We start from the raw sequence: 17,007 nt of genomic DNA, 5'->3' as shown, positions 1-17,007 counted from the left end.
ATTAGCTGGAACCGACTCTGCCCTCAGCGCCCCGGCGCTGTGTGACGGAATCGGCCAGCGGACCTCACGCCCGCGGTACCGACGACGAATGATGCTGGGCCCGCCGCGAATCCATCAGCCGCTTCCAGAGCCCCAAAGGCTTCGTATCCACTTCCAGATGCTCAGGCTAGGTGTGTTCGATAACGATATGCCTGATGGCGCTCCTGATGCGTCGGCAGAGATGGATGGCGCCGATGTTCCGACGGCGCCGGTGGCGCGCGTAGTGTTGTTGGCATTGATCTGCAACCGCAGGGCGACCTCGTCTCGTTGCTTGACTCGCCTAATCTGATGCTCTGTCATCGAAGCGGCCCAGCGCACCTGATTTCGGCGAATCACGTAGTGAGATCTACACGGGTAGTCCCAGTTGCCCACCGATGGCCAAAGTGAGACAAAGTCGCCGTCGCGACTCAACTGCCACTCTGCCGGGGATAGGGGCAGGACAACCTCGTCTCCACATCCACAACAACACTTGTGGGAGCAGGTCCGAAACCGCTCGCTGATGTACAGCACGCCGTCGTCTAACTGGTCAGGGATGAACTCAACGAACTGTGGCTTTAGGTGCGTCTGTCTCATCCAGTCGCTCCCGCGCATTCGATCGCTGATACCGCGGTATCACCACGAACGGTAGGCTCGGGGCCAAGGCTGCGAGCTGCGAGTTCGCCACGAGTCAGCGACTGTGTCGCAACCGTATATGTGGCCTGGTGCGACCTCGCACGATCCTCGTAGAAGCCGAACAGCTGCTTCCATTTGATTACCGCAAGCTGGGCGTTCAGCGCGTTCAGATCCGCCACTTGGATGTTCTGGCGGTAGAGCGCGTCCGACTCGTCGTTGTCCATCGGGATGGAGCCGGCGATGTGGTCGTTCTTGAATGGCGTAATGGTCGTGACTCGGCAGGTTCCGTCAAGCTGCTGCGTCTCGGCGTCCATCGCAACGTCCATGCCAACGTCAACAAAAGGGATGCCTTGCGCGGTCAGGTAGCCGCAGATGGTCTTGCGCGCCAGCCCCTTGTCGACGCACACGAAGACGAAGTCGAAGCCCGCAAGCTCGGACACGTTTGCCTCATCCAGGAAGTACGGATGGGGCACTAAGCCTGTTCGCATTGGACTGTAGCGCTCGATGAAGTAGTCAACCTTCTTCATGTGCCGACGCAACTCTTCCGTTGTCGCAGCACCCGGTGCGCGAAAGGCGTTGTGCTGCTTGAAGTCATCCCCGTCGAACGGATGAATCTCCCACACTGGAGTCTTCGTTACTTGGTCGAAAACGTAACTGCCGGTACCACCGAGACCCACGATTGCGACCTTACGCAGCTTGAGCCTGGCCGATGTGGCCACGATTTCGGCGCGCACGCTGGCCGTGTCTGCGTATCGGAAAACCGAGTCCGGTTCCGAGGGGGGGATGACGCGGCGCGTGCGCGCGTCAACGTTCGCGTCGAGTACCTTGGCCTGGCTCTGAATGAGGGTCACATAGTGCGTGACCTTCTCAAAATGGTCCGGATAACCGGTCTGGTTGTACTCCTCCGGCTTGTTCGAAAAGCGATGTTGAGAGTTGCAACCTTCGAACACCGTGAACGGCGACGGCTGCGCGTTGGCAACGAGTTCCGCCACCATCAGCGTACCGTCGCTGCGGCACGGAAATGAGCCTGTCCACCAAACCTGGTGGTCGTCACCGGCAGCCGTGGGAGGCAGGATGGTGCCGGCATCCTCCACGTACTTGCAGACAACCGACGCGCGCTCGACCGTGCCATTTGCGGCGACGTAGGGGACGGAGTGCACCAGCAAATGCTGCTGGCGCACTTCGACCTCATAGCCCTGCTCCAGAAGGGCGGCGAGTCCTGAATCAGGAGCGATTGGTCTTGCGGACACGGAATTCCATCCCATTGTGGACGACAGTGGACTGCCCCGGGGCGAGCGTGCCATCGTGGCCGTGGAGGTTGGCGAAGGCCACCGTGTACAGGATGTCGAAGGGCCCCTCGGGGAACGCCAAGCGAACGACATCCTCGTAGCTAATCTGCTCGTCGTGGTACTTGCGCGGCTTGCCGTTGACGAAGATCTCGTACTGGACCGGGTGCGGCTTTGGTGCGGTGATGAATCGCTCGATGCCCGGCGCATCGAGGTTCACGCGTTCGTCCGGCTCGATCAGTTGGTCCTTTCCGCCCCTGACCTCAAGAAACACAGCTTCTTCTGGTGAAGTGTTGGCAAGGCCGTACAGGACACTGCCAAGCATTTCGGAATGGCCCCACGCCAACTGACGATCGTTCAGCGAAAACTTGAAATCCCGGTCGGATTTGAACGCGATGAAGCTCTCAGCGCCTTTGCTGCGCAGATCAAAGACCTCGTCGAGGCGAACATCCTCAAAGTCGCCAGTATTCAGGTAGGCGTACAGAATGTAGTCCTCGCGGTGGTCTAGACCCGCGCCGGCAAGGATTTGCCGACCTGTGGGCACCGGATCCAGCATGTCGATATCGCGAAAAGTTAGCCCTTCCAGGCCGAAGCTGATGCGGTAGGCGCCCGACTCTCGCGAGTCGTGTCCTCGAGCGACGGCTTCATCATGCAGTTGCTGATTGCTGCTCATTTTGAAACTCCTTTAGTCTGATTAAATTATCCTGTTTAACGCCACTTGGAGTGAGGCGCCCGACGGACTGAGTTCAGTGTAGAGGATGTTTCTGGTTAAAGCAATGGGTTTAAGCAGATTCTCTGATGGCAGTGTAGTGGTACTCGATACCGCCGGTGTCTGCTATGTCTTCTGTTCGGAGTATGAAGCCTTGCTGCACAAGATTCTTCAGACGGGTACTAGCATTGGGCACGGATAAGCCAAGATCGCCGGCTGCTTGGGACGCCAACACGGACTTCTTCGACAGCACGTATTCGACGAGCTCTCGAGTGGAGGCGTTTAATTCGGGGCCGATGATCTCGAAAGCCTCTTTATCCCAGATCACCAAGGGCTGCTCTTTGGCACGCGCAGCATAGCTCCAGTTGTCGATCAGGTCCCGATTGACCAAATCAGCGAGATAGAAGCCCTTTTCCCCTCTGAGTTGCTTTGCTACAGAGATAACACTCTCACGAGGGAACGAGGCATCAGTCGCTTCAATTCCGTTGAGCGAGATGCCGAACACCACTGTGCCAGGGTTTTGGTCGACAAGATCCAAGAGTTTTCGGAAAACCTCTTTGCCCTCAATGTTGCCGAATGGGTGAGGGGTTCTCGTAAGATCTCGTAAGACTATGACTTTGGATTTCCGGTTCATTTCGTTAATTTAAGCGGGCGGCGCTGATTGGTCAAGGACGAAGTCGAAGCAGATGTGTGTCCCCGCTATGCGAGCCAAGTTCGTACGGTGAGTGAAGTCTAGCTTGCTGCCCTTGTACTTGGCTGTTAGCGCAAAGGTCTCCTGCCGGACAGAAATGATCGCGTTGTATTTTGTTGCAAACTGTCCGGATCGCTTCAGTCCTAGCCCCCTACCTGATTCATCGACTTGACTGATGCCGCCAGTTGAGAAAACCTCTTTAAGAAGCTCGACCTGTGGCTCCTTGGAGGCGGAAATTTTTCGCGCTACGCTAGGGTAGCGCTGCGCCACAACAGGCATTAACGTTCCAACAATTCCTCGTCCATTGTCAGAAATGACCGTCTGTATGTGCGGAGGAATTCCCTTTGCATAGTATTGCAGGCCTGCAAAGCCAGCCGTTTGAGCTTCTGAGTGCTCTGTGACGTTGCCATATAGTTCGGACAGTACAGTATGGGCTGCTACGTCATAACTATCGCCTACGCACGACACAAAGCTTCTTCTTAAAAGAGTTGGAATATCGTTGTCGGGATCTATATGGTCAATCCTGCGTAGCTCCACCACCCCATCGTTGTTACCTTCGTAGGTAGCGGCTGTCGAGCGCTTGGGTCTTTTGGGTAGGATCTGAACGTGCTCATGCAGAAGGTCGATGAAGCCGATACGGTTCAAGTAGCTCAGGGTCGACTTGGATGCAGAGAAATCCAGCGAGACCGACTTCCCGCTGCTTACCAGTTGATTACATATGGCAAGCAGTCGTGCAAGGGCTTCAAGCAACGGCTTGCAGCCCTCGCCAATCACAAATGTCACACAGCATGCTGTTGAATCCAGTGGCGAGCCCGATACCAGTAAAGCGTCCTCGAACAAATCGGCATTAAGCCAGCGCAGGCTGCCGAGGTTTACGCGTAACTCGCTTAGTGACCATGCGAACGCTTCGTCTCGGACAAAGAGATTTTTGTTGGCGTACAGGACCTGGTTCACTTCGGTTTTATCTAGTCGAAGCTGATCGGCTATAGCCTTGGCTTTCAGACCAGGCTGCCGTTCTAGAATGGCTTTTATCTTTTCGCGCATTTGACGCATTAGCTTGATGAGTCTCCGCCTTGAGACCCCCAGACACTAGCATTCAAATGCTTTTAGTGCCTTGAAAAGAGACTTGACGGTAAATTTCATGCATTTTACATTGATTTAAACGAGAGCGATAAATCGTCCCTGATCTTGTAGATACGGCACAGTCAGCTTTGAGCACTTCTACTGCCGTTCACAAAGGAGAGGCTAAACGGCTGCAATGGCCGATGAGTTCGCGTAGGTAGTCCGTCCTGTTTCGGAGCGGAGCTGTCGCCTGAATGACAATTGTCGAGAGTTGATGGCAGTCCGGTTGTGGCCGAAAGTACGCTCACAGCACTAAACCGAAAGCCGCCATACACAGCGCAGGATAACAATCAGGCTCCGATTGAAAAAGGAAGGAGTCAGACATGGAACCTGACGCTTGGTCCGCGTAGCCGATTCTTCACAAAGCAGTAACACGACAGTAACCGTCGGCGATTAATGTCGCCCTTCCGATTTTATTTGCTTTATTACATGCCGTTGTTGATTCGAAACTCGAATCAACAACGGCGGTATGGAAGGGGTGCCCATGATTCATCTGAACGACATATCCGTCCGTTACCGTGACGATCTGGTGGCCCTCCAGCCGACCTCGCTACGTTTCGGTCGCGGTGAGTTTACTGTACTGCTGGGTGCTTCCGGTGCTGGCAAATCCACCCTCCTGCGCTGTCTCAATCTGCTCAACAAGCCAAGCACCGGTCAGATCAATGTGGATGGCATCGGGGCGATTGAGGACAGCGCGGCCTTGCAGACCCATCGTCGCCAGACCGGCATGGTTTTCCAGCAACACCAACTCATCGAGCGCCATACGGCCCTGGCCAACGTGTTGCTCGGGCGCATCGGCTATCACTCAACCTGGCGCAGCCTCTTTCCGCTGCCACGCGCCGAGCGCCAGATAGCGCTGGAATGCCTGAGCCGGGTCGGTCTACTGCACAAGGCACTGGACCGGGTAGACCAACTGAGCGGCGGGCAACAGCAACGAGTAGGCATAGCCCGGGCCCTGGCACAACAACCCCGCCTGATGCTGGCCGACGAACCGATTGCGAGCCTCGATCCCGCGAGTTCGCGCCGGGTTCTTTCCCAACTTAAACAGATTTGCCGCGAAGACGGCATAACTACCGTGGTCAGTCTGCACCAGGTCGAATTCGCCATGGAATACGCCGACCGGGTGATCGGCCTGGCCCAAGGCCGCGTCGTCTTCGATGGAGCCCCCGATGCGCTGACAAACGGTGTGCTTGACATGATTTACGACCAGACGCCGTCTGTGCCTAAGCCACCCAGCGAAAAGACCCTCCCGTTAAACAATCCATCGCTTGAACTAGCCATCATTGAGGACTAACCCATGAAAAAGCTGCTCGCCCTGCTTGGCGCACTCTCCATCGCCATTGGTGCTTATGCCGCGCCCAATCCGGATCCGCAAACGCTCAAGGTAGCCCTGCTGCCGGACGAAAATGCGGGCACCGTCATCAAGAACAACCAGCCCCTGAAGGATTACCTGGAAACCACCCTTGGCAAGAAGGTCGAACTGATCGTCACGACCGACTATTCGTCAATGATCGAAGCCATGCGCTTCGGGCGCATCGATCTGGCCTACTTCGGCCCGCTCTCCTACGTACTGGCTCGCCAGAAAAGCGAGATCGAACCCTTTGTGGCCCTCAAGGCCAAGGGCAGCACGACCTACCAGTCGGTGATCATCGCCAATACAAGCGCCGGGATTACGCGCATCGAGGACATCAAAGGCAGGAACATGGCATTCGGCGACAAGGCATCGACGTCGAGCCACCTTATTCCGAAATCCGTCCTTGCTGAAAAATCGCTGGATGCCGGCCGGGACTATCTGGAACATTTCGTCGGCTCGCATGACGCCGTAGCCATGGCGGTCCAGAACGGACATGCCCAGGCCGGTGGCTTGAGCCGCCCGATCTTCGAGTCCTTGGTCGAGCGCAAAATCATCGATCCGGCCAAGGTGTCGGTTCTCGAATATTCCAAGCCCTTTCCCCAGTACCCCTGGACGATGCGCTCCAACTTGAATCCTGAATTGAAGGAGAAGATTCGCGCCGCCTTCCTCAATCTTAAGGATCCTGCTGTTCTCAAGCCCTTTAAGGCGGAAGGTTTTGACGTGATTACCGACAAGCATTACGACGTCGTCCGCAACCTGGGGCCCCTCCTCAAGATTGATCTCGCCAAGTTCCAGTAAGCATGAATACTCGTAGCCTCGATCACAATGTGATCATTGATCAACAGCAGCGCGCCTGGAACAGCGGCGCGCTGCGACTGGTGACGATTCTTCTTGTCATCGGCCTATGCATCCACTATGTCGGACTGTTCGACGGGGAGCGCCTAGCTGACGGAGGCCCTGCCATCCTCCTTTTACTCAGTGAAATGTTCCCGCCGGACTTTCAGAACGCCCGCAGTTGGCTCAAACCGCTGATCGATACGCTGGCCATGAGCGTGGCCGGTACCGCCCTGGCGGTCGTGCTATCTATTCCCCTGGCCTTCCTCGCGGCCCGCAACACCACGCCGCATGCGGTGATCTATCAGGTAGCCCGAGCCACCCTGAATGCGCTGCGCTCGATTCCCGAAATGATCCTGGGCATCATTTTCGTTGCCGCGGTCGGCTTTGGCGCGCTGCCTGGCGTGCTGGCTTTGGGCTTGCACTCTGTGGGCATGATCGGCAAGTTCTTTGCCGAAGCCATCGAGCATGCCGACGAAGCTCCCATTGAGGCAGCGCGCGCCGCTGGCGCCACGCCTATCCAGGTTCTCCTTCACGGTGTTGTCCCGCAAGTGCTGCCGCAAATGGCGGACATCTCGATCTATCGCTGGGAATACAACTTCCGTGCCTCAACGGTTATGGGCATGGTGGGTGCAGGCGGCATTGGCTTCGAGCTCATGGGTTCCCTGCGCATCATGCAGTATCAGGAGGTCTCGGCCATCCTGCTCGTCATCCTGCTTATGGTTACGTTGGTTGATACCTTAAGCAGCACGCTCAGAAAACGCTTCAAATGAATAGAGGAAACATGAAACCTAAAGTCGTCCTTACCAGTTGGGTGCATCCGGAAGTCATCAACCGGCTGGCCGAACATTGCGATGTAGTACCCAATACGACGCGCGAGCGCCTCTCCCGGGAGGAAATCCTGAGTCGCGCCAAGGATGCGGAGGCCATCATGACCTTCATGACCGACAGCGTGGACGATGAGTTCCTGGCTGCCTGTCCCCGCCTACAAGTCGTCGGCTGCGCCTTGAAAGGCTATGACAACTACGATGTAAATGCCTGTACCCAGCGAGGTATATGGATCACCAACGTACCCGATCTGCTGACCATTCCGACAGCGGAACTGACGATCGGCATGTTGATCGGACTTACTAGCAGCCTGTCGGTCTTGAACCGGCCAGGTCGATAAAATGGGGCCTGAAAGGCCGAATTTCGCTGATTTTTGTCGTAAGACGCACGATTTTCCCTTGTTTTTGCTACTGCGGACGCAATACGGCCATGCGCTTCAAATTCCAGGCGAGGCAAACCAGTGTCCATTCACCGGTGACTTTCTTCAGGCCGCGCAGGGAGAACTGACGAAAGCCCAGCACGGACTTGATGATGCCGAACACGGGCTCGACGGTTTGCTTGCGCAACGCGTAGAGGGCTCGGCCCGCCTTCGTTTTCAGCTTGTGCGCCATGGCCTGGGCGGGCGTGGCATCAGCTGGCAAGGCAGCCGGCTCGGTAAAGCGTTCCGTCGGCGCCGGATGATGCTCATCCCGCTTCACCGCAATGAACGGCTCAATACTGCTCTCTTCGCAGGCACTGACATTCTTGGCGCTGTAAAAACCCGTATCCGCCACCAGTGCCTGCGGCCGACCCAGTGAGGCCGGCAGCGCTGCCAGTTGCTCAAGCATCGGCACCACCTGTTCCTTGTCATTGCAGGCTTGCGTCACGTTTAGTGAGACAACCAGCATCGTGCCCGTATCAACCGCTGCCTGCGCGTTATACGCTTGCTCAAAGCCGCCGCCGGCAACCGGCATGATGCGCGATTGTTCATCCGTCAAATTGAGCTGGTCTTGCGCCTTCGGCCCGGCAACCGGCGGTTTCGGCGGCTTGCCACCGGGTTTCTTGCCGCTTTCCTTAGCCTTGGCTTCTCGACGCGCCAACTTGCCTTCGTACTCGGCTTGCTCTTTCTCAAAGCGGGCTTTCGCACGTTCTTCGATCTTGGCCTTGGCGGCTGCCATAGCCCCCAGTCGGGCCTGGCGTCGAGCAATTTCCTCCGGCAGATTCATGCCATCCGGCACGGCGGATTGGTCGGCCTGTTCGGCCGTCGCCAGCAAGGACTCAACTTCTGCCTTGAGCTGGATTTCCAGTTGCTCGATATGCCCGTGTGACAAAGCGCTGTGGCGCGAGGCGTTCGCCTTGATCTTGGTACCGTCCAGACTGATCGTGCCCAGCTTCAGGAGCTTCATTTCCCGCGCCATCTCCAGTACTTGCACGAACAGGCCAGCCAACTCGTCGAGAAAGCGCCGACGAAAGCTCGCCAGGGTGTCGTGGTCAGGGTGGGTGCCAGCCGCAATGAAGCGAAACGCCACCGAGTCGTAGGTCGCCCGCTCTATCTTTCGGCTTGAGAAGACGCCGTTGGCGTAGCCATACACCAGCAATGCCAATAATACCGAGGGGTGATACGCCGCGCTGCCACGACCCGCGTAGGCTTTCTCCAGGGCACTGACGTCGAGTCCATCAATCACCTCAACAATAAACCGGGCAAGGTGGTCTTCCGGCAGCCATTCATCGACCGAGGGCGGGAGCAGATAACCGGTCTGGCGGTCTACAGGATGGAAGCGGCTCATTTCTCAGGATCAGTTCGGTGGGCAAGTGCGCATTATCCCATTCGCGCTGCGTTAGTCCGACAGGCTGCTAGGAAGATTCTTCAGGGCGATAAACTGGTCCGCAGCGGTTCCTTCGACGGATGGCGACCTGTGCTTTACGGCGCCGGCCTGACAGGCCGAACCTTAGGCATCATCGGCATGGGTGCTGTGGGACAGGCCATCGTCGCCCGTTTGCAAGGCTATGAACTAAAGCTGTTGTATGCCGACCCCCGACCTTTGCCCCCCGAGATAGAGGCTCGCCTTGGCCTGCGCCGCGTCGCAGTGGATCAATTGCTGGCGGAAAGCGACTATGTCGTTCCGATGCTTCCGATCAGCGAGGATACGCTTCACCTGATCGATGCCGATGCGATCACAACCATGAAAGCAGGGGCGTTCCTCGTCAACGCCTGTCGTGGCTCCGTCGTCGATGAGGAGGCGGTGGCTGATGCGCTTGCCGCCGGCAAGCTCGCCGGTTATGCCGCGGATGTCTTCGAACTCGAAGAGTGGGCCCGGTCGGATCGACCGACGAATATATCCGCGCGTCTGCTGGCGGATTCTGAGCGAACGCTGTTCACACCTCATATCGGCTCTGCCGTGGACTCGGTTCGATTGGCGATTGAAATGGAGGCAACGACCAACATCCTGCAGGTGCTGGCTGGACAAGAACCGCAAGGTGCACTCAATCGCCCTGTCACAAAGGTCGCAGCCTGAACACACTCAACCTCGACCAGGTTGCGAGTTTTCTCGCTATCGCCCGACTGGAAAGCTTTCGTGCAGCGGCCCGAGAACTGGGGATTTCCCAGGGGGCCATCTCACAGCAATTACAAAAGCTGGAGAACCTTCTGGGCGCCCGTCTTGTTGAGCGGGACCCCAAGGGCTGTCGACTGACGGTGGAGGGGCGGAAGTTCGAAAGTCATGCGCGAAATCTCCATAGGCTCGCCACCAGTGCGCTCAACACATTCCGCGAGCGTCGCCTTGTGATCGGCGCCAGCAGCAATATTGGCATCTATCTGCTTCACCCTTATCTCAAGGCCTATGGCGACCAAAGCGAGGCAAGCATAGACATCCAAATTGGCCGAAATCCGGTGGTTGCCGAGCAACTCGCCAAAGGCGAGATTGATGTCGCCCTCATGGAATGGTGGGACGAGCGACCAGGCTATGTCTCCCGCATCTGGCGAACAGAGGAAATGGTTGTCATCGTTGCGCCGGACCACCCCTGGGCAAGATTGCCCTATTTGAGTTGCAGACAATTAAGGGAGATGCCGATGCTTGGCGGCGAACCAGGTACAGGTACTGGACGGCTCCTAGCGGAGTATCTGGGTATCGAATTGGAAGAGCTGTCAATCGGCGCACGCCTGGGTTCAACCGATGCCGTCAAGCAATGGGTGAAAGCGGGGATGGGCGTGTCGTTGGCACTTGCCGGAACTGTCGATGATGAGACAAGATCAGGGAAGCTAGTCGCCATCCCGCTGGAAGGAAACCCGCCACCACGCAAGGCCCTTCAGGTGGTTTGGCGGGATTCGCTCAGCGATGAGCATGCGGCTTGTCGATTCGGGACTTGGCTGGTTGAATCAGCAGCGTTATCGCATCAAAAAAATGTCCAGGTTCAACCAGCGTGCTGGCCATTGGGTGTGTAGCGAGATTCGACAAGCAGCCGCTCAGATTCGTCAGCCGAGAATTTTCTGTTGGACGTACTTGAATGGCGGCAATGGAGGTTGTAGCCGCCGCTAAATCTGCTCGCAACCAATGACCGTTAAGGCCGACCAACTGTCTGTTGCTACTGGCATGGGGCTGGATCTCGGCCAGTGCCGCCGTTGGCCCAGCTTTAGATTAATGGTCGGTGTCGCGCAGATTGTCGCCGTTAAGGCGGCAACCTGTCTGAATGGCCTCTTCCTTCACTACGCTGGCCGCGTGCGTCTCCAGCCTCAATGAGGAAGGTCCGCCTCTTCGCCTAAGTGCTCTACCAGCCCCTAAGGGGAAAATCTCTATAAGATCTCCATATGACTGACTATCTCGCCCTCGCCATAATTGCCGTATTGAGCATCAGCGGTGGACTGTTTGTGCTTCGAGCATCCCGTCAGCGCCAGAGACACTCATAAATGCAAACGCTATGCCCACCTAACCAAGAGGCATTTTTCTGAAGCAACGATCAATCCTCAGACTCATAGACTCGGATGAGAGGTTTGGGCAACTCTTAGTCGCCCCCCCCATGCACACAGAATTTAGCCAAGCGTATGATTCCATGAGGATTATCCTTTATTCTGAAATTTTGGTGATAAAAGGATAATTTCCGAATAATCAATTGGTTAGTATTTTTTAGATTGTTCGAACGATTGCAGGAAGGATTATCTACAGAGTCCCGAATTCTCGAAACAGCGGATATCGAGCGCTTTTCTCGTGCTGACACACGACCGGTCTTGGATTCATTTCGGACGAATGCGGCTTCGGTTCCCAATGTCCGTTTAGGTCGCCAAGACGCACTATCCAATTTTCGAATGGGAGAAGAGATACCTAACCTTTCGTTCTAGGCAATTCCTCAATACAGACTATCTACTTTCGGCTGGTTGTCGCAGCCATCGCAGCAACTCACTCGCTTCTTCATCAGAGCCATATGCCAAGTGCAGCAAATACTGCAATTGGGGGGCCATTTCACGGCCTCTCTCGTATCTGGATCCGCCTGACTGAGTGATGCCGATTTTCGACCAAAACTCGGCCTGGGTTAGAAACAGGTGTCGTCGAAGATCGTAAGCTTGGCGCCCAGTAATGCAGAGCAACAAAGGTGTTGGCATGGCTACCTTATCTCCACGAAATTATCTCCCTGTATACAATATGCCATCCGCGTTTATGCAACAACATTTCGTGAATTCCGCCTGGGCACCGAAATCTCAAAAATAAACAGAGGAAGTTCTCATGGATCGTGCTCTTCCAAGGCTTCCCATAGTGCCGAAAGTCCAATGATTCTAAGATATTCACCATTTCTGGATTAGCAGAAACTTCTGTTGAAGCCATACACGCTTGAGCATTGCGGTCGCGACCTTGCTAGGGAAGCTCTGATCAATTCAGAGCCGGTAAAATACTAAAGCCATAAAGCATCGTACTCCCATGAAGCAAGCCACCTTCGCCTCCCTGGCCTTCCAGCAAAAGAAGAAACAGACCCGCCGGGAACGCTTCCTCACCGAGATGGAGGCGGTCGTGCCCTGGGCCGCCTTGCTGGCAGCGATCGAACCGCATTACCCGAAGGCGGGTCGGCGAGGTCGCCCGCCGAGGCCACTGGCGACGATGCTGCGCATCTACTTCATGCAGCAGTGGTACGCGTTGTCGGACCCGGCGATGGAGGACGCGCTGTACGAGATCGAGTCGATGCGCCGCTTTGCCGGGCTGGAACTCTCCGACGACGCGATGCCCGACGAAACGACGATTCTCAAGTTCCGTCACCTGCTCGAGAAGCACGGCCTGACGGCCCAGATGATGAACATCATCAACGACACGCTCGCGGATCGCGGCCTGCTTCTGAAGGGCGGCACGATGGTCGACGCGACGATCATCCATGCTCCTCCGTCGACGAAGAACGAGCAAAAACAGCGCGATCCGGAAATGCACCAGACGAAGAAGGGCAACCAGTGGTTCTTCGGAATGAAGATCCACGTGGGCGCAGACGTCAATTCCGGGCTGGCGCATACCGTCTCGGTGACGCCGGCGAACGCTTCCGATATCAGTCAGTTGCCGCACCTGCTGCGCGAGGACGACCGCGCGGTGTTCGGCGACAAGGGCTATGTCAACAATGACCTGAAGCGTCACGCACGGAAGGCCGGTGTGTTCTGGGGCGTCTCGCTCAAGGCCAGCAAACAGCGCCCGCTGAGCGACGCCAACCAGCGCTTCAATCATCGAATGTCCTCGATCCGCGCACGGGTCGAGCATGTGTTTCGGGTGATCAAGCGCCAATTCGGCTACACGAAGGTGCGCTACAAGGGGATCGCCAAGAACGCCGCGCAGGTGTTCTCGCTGATCGGACTGACCAATCTTTACCTGGCAAGGGGAACCCTGATGAATTGACGCGAGCAATCCGCCCGCTGCACCCGCAAACGGGTGATCAAGGCCGAAATGGCCTCGAAATGCGGCAGCAAGGGCGGAAAAGGTGATCATCGAAGTCGGCTCAAAATCGCTGGCTTGGGTGGTTGTGCTCAAAACGTCAATTGATCAGGGGTTCCCTAGGTTCTCTGAGCGGCAGGTCAATTATGGCCTTGAATACATCTTCAACAATTCCTGCTCCGATGCCGTTTTCGCGCTCATGAACGAGTCGGTTCCGGTGCAATTACGGCTTCGTGCCATTGAGGCGATCAAGACGCTTTACCAAGATTGCTTTACGCCAAGATGCGCTCCCGTCTTGGGGCATCTGAATGAGCCAGGGGCCAATCCACTGAATCAAGTTTGCTACATGCTATGGGATGCTTCACCGCTCTCGTATTGGGAAAACAGACCGAACCGGGAGGTCTTTTACGGTGCGGTTGTGGATGTGCTTGAAATGGCTCTGAAGTCGCCCAATCCAGCCCGTGTCGAAAGTGCGCTCATGGCAAGGTGTGTGACTGTCGCTTCCTTGCGTTCCGATGGGCAGTCACGTGCAATGTCACGCCGGACTGGGTTTGTAGGTGCCCGATAACAGCGAAGAGGTTGCGCGCTTGCGGATTGCCACCGGCGCTGAACATCCGCATCAAGCTCTTAGGAGACGCGCCTGTTTCTGCCCCGAGCTTCGCGAAGCCCAAAGTTGCCTTGATATAGTCGCGCAGGATGGCCTTTCCAGTATCAACATCTCCTGCCAACATGCACTCGATACCTTCATTCAGCAGTGCGTCCCCGTACCTTGGATCAGCTTGAATCCGGGCCAGAACCGTCTCTTTGAAATCGCGCGTCAGTGCCATGGCTGCAATCCTCTAGAGTTGGTGACCATGCTTTTGTATTAGTACAATTGGTATCACTTATGTTACCACGCACCGTGCTGATCTCGCGCGCTACGGACTAGTACCAAACTAACTGTGTTAGCCAGCTTTTTGCCTGTCGTTTCGTCTGCTTAAGCGGCTTCCACCCAGTTCCGTAACCGTCGGCTGCCCTCCGCATTGCCGACATTGCTCGAGAGTTGCCCCAACGACGGCAAAGGCCGATATCCTGCCTCATGCCAGCAGCAACAGGCCGGACTTCGGCCGGAGCGGTCATTCACGCGCCTTGGCGCCAACGGCTGGTTGTGGTGAATATCCGCCCCTCAGTGTTGCGAGCAACAGCAACAGCAACAGCGATGCAAAAAATAAGAATTTTCGCATTGGAAGTTAGTCGCGGTTTTCTGATCCGTCCTTCCCATAAATACATTTCTCTTCAAGCAATGCCCGCCAAGCCGCTCTGACGTGAGAGGCCAGCGTCTCATCTTTCAGTCGTTCCGCCGCGAGCTGCTTCAATAGGTCGATGGCGACAAAATTCTCAAGCTCTTGGAGGTTTTTTGGTAAGCGATAACTCTGCCCTTTGTGACTATCGAATGCCCCCTTCAACATGGCTTCGACGAAACGATCCAAAGTTGGGTCCGCTTTCTGAATTGCCTCAAACACAAGTTTGCAGTGTTCTGGTTTTAATCGCGTCAGAACCCACAGAGTAAGGTCAGGCGTGGCCTTGGCAAACAGATCGCCATTCTGAGCCGTGCTTTTTACATTATCGGCAAAGGCTTCCAAGGCTACTTCACGATGCTCTACCGGCACCTTGAGATAATCCAATTGGTCGCAGTCATCGGAAATGAAATTCATGATGGCGATCTTCGATGCCACCGACAAAGCCTGCTCATCGCTCAAAATTCGTTTCGCCAAGTTTACGGCGGGCGATTCATGCAAGCGTTTTTCCAGTTGCCCAATCGCTTGCACTGCAACTCGCTCGGCTTTCATCGAAAAAAGATTGTCGCGATCCCTTGCCCGGCGTATGAATACCTCGCCTTCAACAAGCCGAGCAATGGCTATTGCTAGACTCTCGGCATCAATGGCCACATCACTACCTAGTCCCTCTGCCATATTGCCCAGTTGGGCAACGAAATCAATGCAGTTATCCGGCTGAAGCGACGCGGCAATCTCGGCGCGCTTGGCAGGGGTGAAGAGATACTGCCTTACGCGTACAAGACTGAGATCATCCGGTCGGGTACTAAGGTGCAATGCAATAAGCAAGCGATCTGGGGCTGCCAAATGCCCTTCGCCAAGCTCAATCCGTCCGAAGGTGAATGCATCATCCGCTTTGGCCGTCTGCGGAAATAGCCAGTGCACGACATCCCGAACAGCTTTTGCATGCGGATATCTGTCGATAGCTAGATCACGTTCTGCCGCATGGTGTTCAACTACTTCTTTGACGTCTCGAAACTCCGTTCGAGATCCCGGGCGTCTTCCGACAAACGCCTGCGGCATCCGACTGAGGAGTTCGAAGACAGAGGGTGCCTTGATCATAAGGATTGCCAAACCGAGGATATCAGCCAGATGGATTTCGCCACGCAAGCCCGGCTCGATTGAGCAAACGACGTCGAACAATCGAACAACATCCCGCGGCTGCTCAATCAGCTCGCTCAATCCATGATGGAACAGGGAGCCAAGGCGTTCATCTCCGCTTTTAAAATGTTGCTCAAGAGCCTCTTTTTCTAGCCTTCCCAATGCCTTGTTCATGAGCGCAACACGTTGAGGGAATGACAGTGGGGGCACAGGCAACCTCACCTGTACTACTTTGTCTAGGTAAGTTGCAGCAAAAGGCACACTCAACTTATCCAACGCGGCACTAACGTACTTTTCATCCCAGGCCAGTACATAGCCCACGTTCGGCAAATCTCCTACCGCCTTGATGATGCGAACCATCTCATAGGCTTCGGCTGGGTACAGACGATCGAGGTCGTCGAGCAGAACGACGATTCGCTGAGGAAACTTGCGCAGGGCGTTTTCCAACGCCACCTTCCTCGCTTCAATGTCGGGGGTCTTGTAGTCGAAGACCGCCTCGCTGGCATTACCAACAGACTCCACCACCGATTTGATGATGCTGGCCCACGGCTCTGCACCGGGAATTAGCTTCAGAACGTCGAACGCCTTTGAATAAGTTTTTAGCTCTTTGGCGACTCGCTTTCCCTCTTTTGCGTGATCAGTCAATTTGACGGCTTTGGCAATACTTGCCAAGAACTGTCGCAACAAGGCATCGCGGTCGCCGATTAGCCATGGATTGAAATGAACAACCACCGCCCGTTGGTTTTCGGGCTCTGCATTCAGCAACTCTTCAAGCATTGCCAGCAACGACGTTTTGCCACTTCCCCAAGCCCCCTCAACGGACACTACAAGCCCCGCCTCGGGAGAAATACGACATAAAACACCAGTGACTCGGGCTGCAAATCCTCCCCGATCTAACAGGTCGCCAGCGAGTGCCCCTCCAGGCCGAAGAGGGCGATCCAGACGAAGGTCTGCAATATTTTCTTCTTTTGTCATATTATTAGCCTCATTAGATATTGGTGAGTCTAGCCCAATTCAGCATTGCGGCTAGGGAATGGCTCGATTGTTCGATTTTGTTAGGTCGTAATGCTGTTGTGCTGTTTCATCGCTCCTCTGAACGACAGCTCTCTAACTGCATAGCAGTCCTAATTGGCCAAAAACATCAACGACCGCAAAGGCCGAAGAACAGTCAGTAAAAGAAAAAGCCCACCAAATTTTGGTGGGCTTTTTTTGAGTTGGCTTGTGGTAACGATATCGTTGCACTTT

16 protein-coding genes and 1 pseudogene are annotated in these 17,007 nt (G+C 55.6%); 8 read left to right on the top strand and 9 right to left on the bottom strand.

Annotated features, from left to right (window positions below; genetic code table 11):
* Nucleotides 1-114 precede the first annotated feature (114 nt).
* From ETQ85_RS27515 to ETQ85_RS22310, 5 genes are all read right to left on the bottom strand, one after another.
* Nucleotides 115-612, bottom strand: coding sequence for a ubiquitination-like system serine protease family protein (locus ETQ85_RS27515; RefSeq protein WP_148581267.1), 498 nt, complete (start codon nucleotides 610-612; stop codon nucleotides 115-117).
* On the bottom strand, nucleotides 609-1,901 hold the full coding sequence (locus ETQ85_RS22325) for a ThiF family adenylyltransferase (protein ID WP_187394813.1): 1,293 nt from the start codon (nucleotides 1,899-1,901) through the stop codon (nucleotides 609-611). Before ETQ85_RS22325 ends, ETQ85_RS27515 begins: the two co-directional genes overlap by 4 nt.
* Entirely contained in the window at nucleotides 1,876-2,610 is a 735-nt protein-coding gene (locus ETQ85_RS22320; RefSeq protein WP_148581265.1) for a multiubiquitin domain-containing protein, read from the bottom strand. Before ETQ85_RS22320 ends, ETQ85_RS22325 begins: the two co-directional genes overlap by 26 nt.
* A 109-nt stretch (nucleotides 2,611-2,719) precedes the next feature.
* Nucleotides 2,720-3,184, bottom strand: a complete 465-nt coding sequence (locus ETQ85_RS22315) for a hypothetical protein (RefSeq protein ID WP_222862261.1) — start codon at nucleotides 3,182-3,184, stop codon at nucleotides 2,720-2,722.
* Nucleotides 3,185-3,289: 105 nt separating this feature from the next.
* Nucleotides 3,290-4,381 (bottom strand): ATP-binding protein, encoded by a 1,092-nt coding sequence (locus tag ETQ85_RS22310; protein ID WP_148581263.1) that lies wholly within the window; start codon nucleotides 4,379-4,381, stop codon nucleotides 3,290-3,292.
* A gap of 547 nt (nucleotides 4,382-4,928) precedes the next feature.
* On the opposite strand from ETQ85_RS22310, the gene phnC reads away from it, so the two are divergent.
* From phnC to ETQ85_RS22290, 4 genes are read left to right on the top strand one after another with little or no spacing between them, the layout of a single operon-like run.
* A complete protein-coding gene (gene phnC / locus ETQ85_RS22305; protein WP_246128865.1) occupies nucleotides 4,929-5,753 on the top strand; it encodes a phosphonate ABC transporter ATP-binding protein in 825 nt (274 codons plus the stop codon).
* 3 nt (nucleotides 5,754-5,756) lie between these two features.
* Entirely contained in the window at nucleotides 5,757-6,611 is an 855-nt protein-coding gene (phnD, locus tag ETQ85_RS22300) for a phosphate/phosphite/phosphonate ABC transporter substrate-binding protein (RefSeq protein WP_148581261.1), read from the top strand.
* Nucleotides 6,612-6,613: 2 nt separating this feature from the next.
* Nucleotides 6,614-7,420, top strand: a complete 807-nt coding sequence (gene phnE, locus ETQ85_RS22295; protein ID WP_148581260.1) for a phosphonate ABC transporter, permease protein PhnE — start codon at nucleotides 6,614-6,616, stop codon at nucleotides 7,418-7,420.
* 11 nt (nucleotides 7,421-7,431) lie between these two features.
* Nucleotides 7,432-7,815, top strand: a complete 384-nt coding sequence (locus tag ETQ85_RS22290; RefSeq protein ID WP_148581259.1) for a Rossmann-fold NAD(P)-binding domain-containing protein — start codon at nucleotides 7,432-7,434, stop codon at nucleotides 7,813-7,815.
* 67 nt (nucleotides 7,816-7,882) lie between these two features.
* Here ETQ85_RS22290 and ETQ85_RS22285 read toward each other — a convergent pair whose 3' ends face one another.
* Entirely contained in the window at nucleotides 7,883-9,241 is a 1,359-nt protein-coding gene (locus ETQ85_RS22285) for an IS1182 family transposase (RefSeq protein ID WP_148581258.1), read from the bottom strand.
* Between ETQ85_RS22285 and ETQ85_RS22280 the strand changes: the two genes are divergently transcribed.
* From ETQ85_RS22280 to ETQ85_RS22275, 3 genes and pseudogenes are all read left to right on the top strand, one after another.
* Nucleotides 9,227-9,970: an NAD(P)-dependent oxidoreductase gene (locus ETQ85_RS22280; RefSeq protein ID WP_148581257.1), complete on the top strand. Its 744-nt coding sequence runs from the start codon at nucleotides 9,227-9,229 to the stop codon at nucleotides 9,968-9,970. The genes ETQ85_RS22285 and ETQ85_RS22280 overlap by 15 nt on opposite strands.
* A pseudogene (locus ETQ85_RS27510) lies at nucleotides 9,967-10,149 on the top strand (helix-turn-helix domain-containing protein); the annotation flags it as partial. The gene ETQ85_RS22280 and the pseudogene ETQ85_RS27510, both read left to right, overlap by 4 nt.
* Before the next feature lie 87 nt (nucleotides 10,150-10,236).
* The gene (locus tag ETQ85_RS22275; protein WP_222862260.1) at nucleotides 10,237-10,896 is read left to right on the top strand and encodes a LysR substrate-binding domain-containing protein; all 660 of its coding nucleotides are present in this window, start codon (nucleotides 10,237-10,239) and stop codon (nucleotides 10,894-10,896) included.
* Nucleotides 10,897-11,805: 909 nt separating this feature from the next.
* Here the strand turns inward: ETQ85_RS22275 and ETQ85_RS27505 are convergent.
* Nucleotides 11,806-12,048, bottom strand: coding sequence for a helix-turn-helix domain-containing protein (locus ETQ85_RS27505; protein ID WP_148581255.1), 243 nt, complete (start codon nucleotides 12,046-12,048; stop codon nucleotides 11,806-11,808).
* A 313-nt stretch (nucleotides 12,049-12,361) separates the two neighbouring features.
* On the opposite strand from ETQ85_RS27505, the gene ETQ85_RS22265 reads away from it, so the two are divergent.
* On the top strand, nucleotides 12,362-13,312 hold the full coding sequence (locus ETQ85_RS22265) for an IS5 family transposase (RefSeq protein WP_148577609.1): 951 nt from the start codon (nucleotides 12,362-12,364) through the stop codon (nucleotides 13,310-13,312).
* Between the two features lie 512 nt (nucleotides 13,313-13,824).
* On the opposite strand, the gene ETQ85_RS22260 is transcribed toward ETQ85_RS22265, so the two are convergent.
* Nucleotides 13,825-14,175 carry a helix-turn-helix domain-containing transcriptional regulator gene (locus ETQ85_RS22260; protein WP_148581254.1) on the bottom strand — a complete coding sequence of 117 codons (351 nt, stop codon included), beginning with the start codon at nucleotides 14,173-14,175 and terminating at the stop codon, nucleotides 13,825-13,827.
* A 402-nt stretch (nucleotides 14,176-14,577) separates the two neighbouring features.
* On the bottom strand, nucleotides 14,578-16,737 hold the full coding sequence (locus tag ETQ85_RS22255; protein WP_148581253.1) for a KAP family P-loop NTPase fold protein: 2,160 nt from the start codon (nucleotides 16,735-16,737) through the stop codon (nucleotides 14,578-14,580).
* Nucleotides 16,738-17,007 lie beyond the last annotated feature (270 nt).

This window comes from Zoogloea oleivorans, assembly GCF_008107625.1.
GTDB lineage: Bacteria > Pseudomonadota > Gammaproteobacteria > Burkholderiales > Rhodocyclaceae > Zoogloea > Zoogloea oleivorans.
The sequence above is the reverse complement of the archived record's forward strand: the minus strand, read 5'-3'. Positions and strand labels throughout refer to the sequence as shown.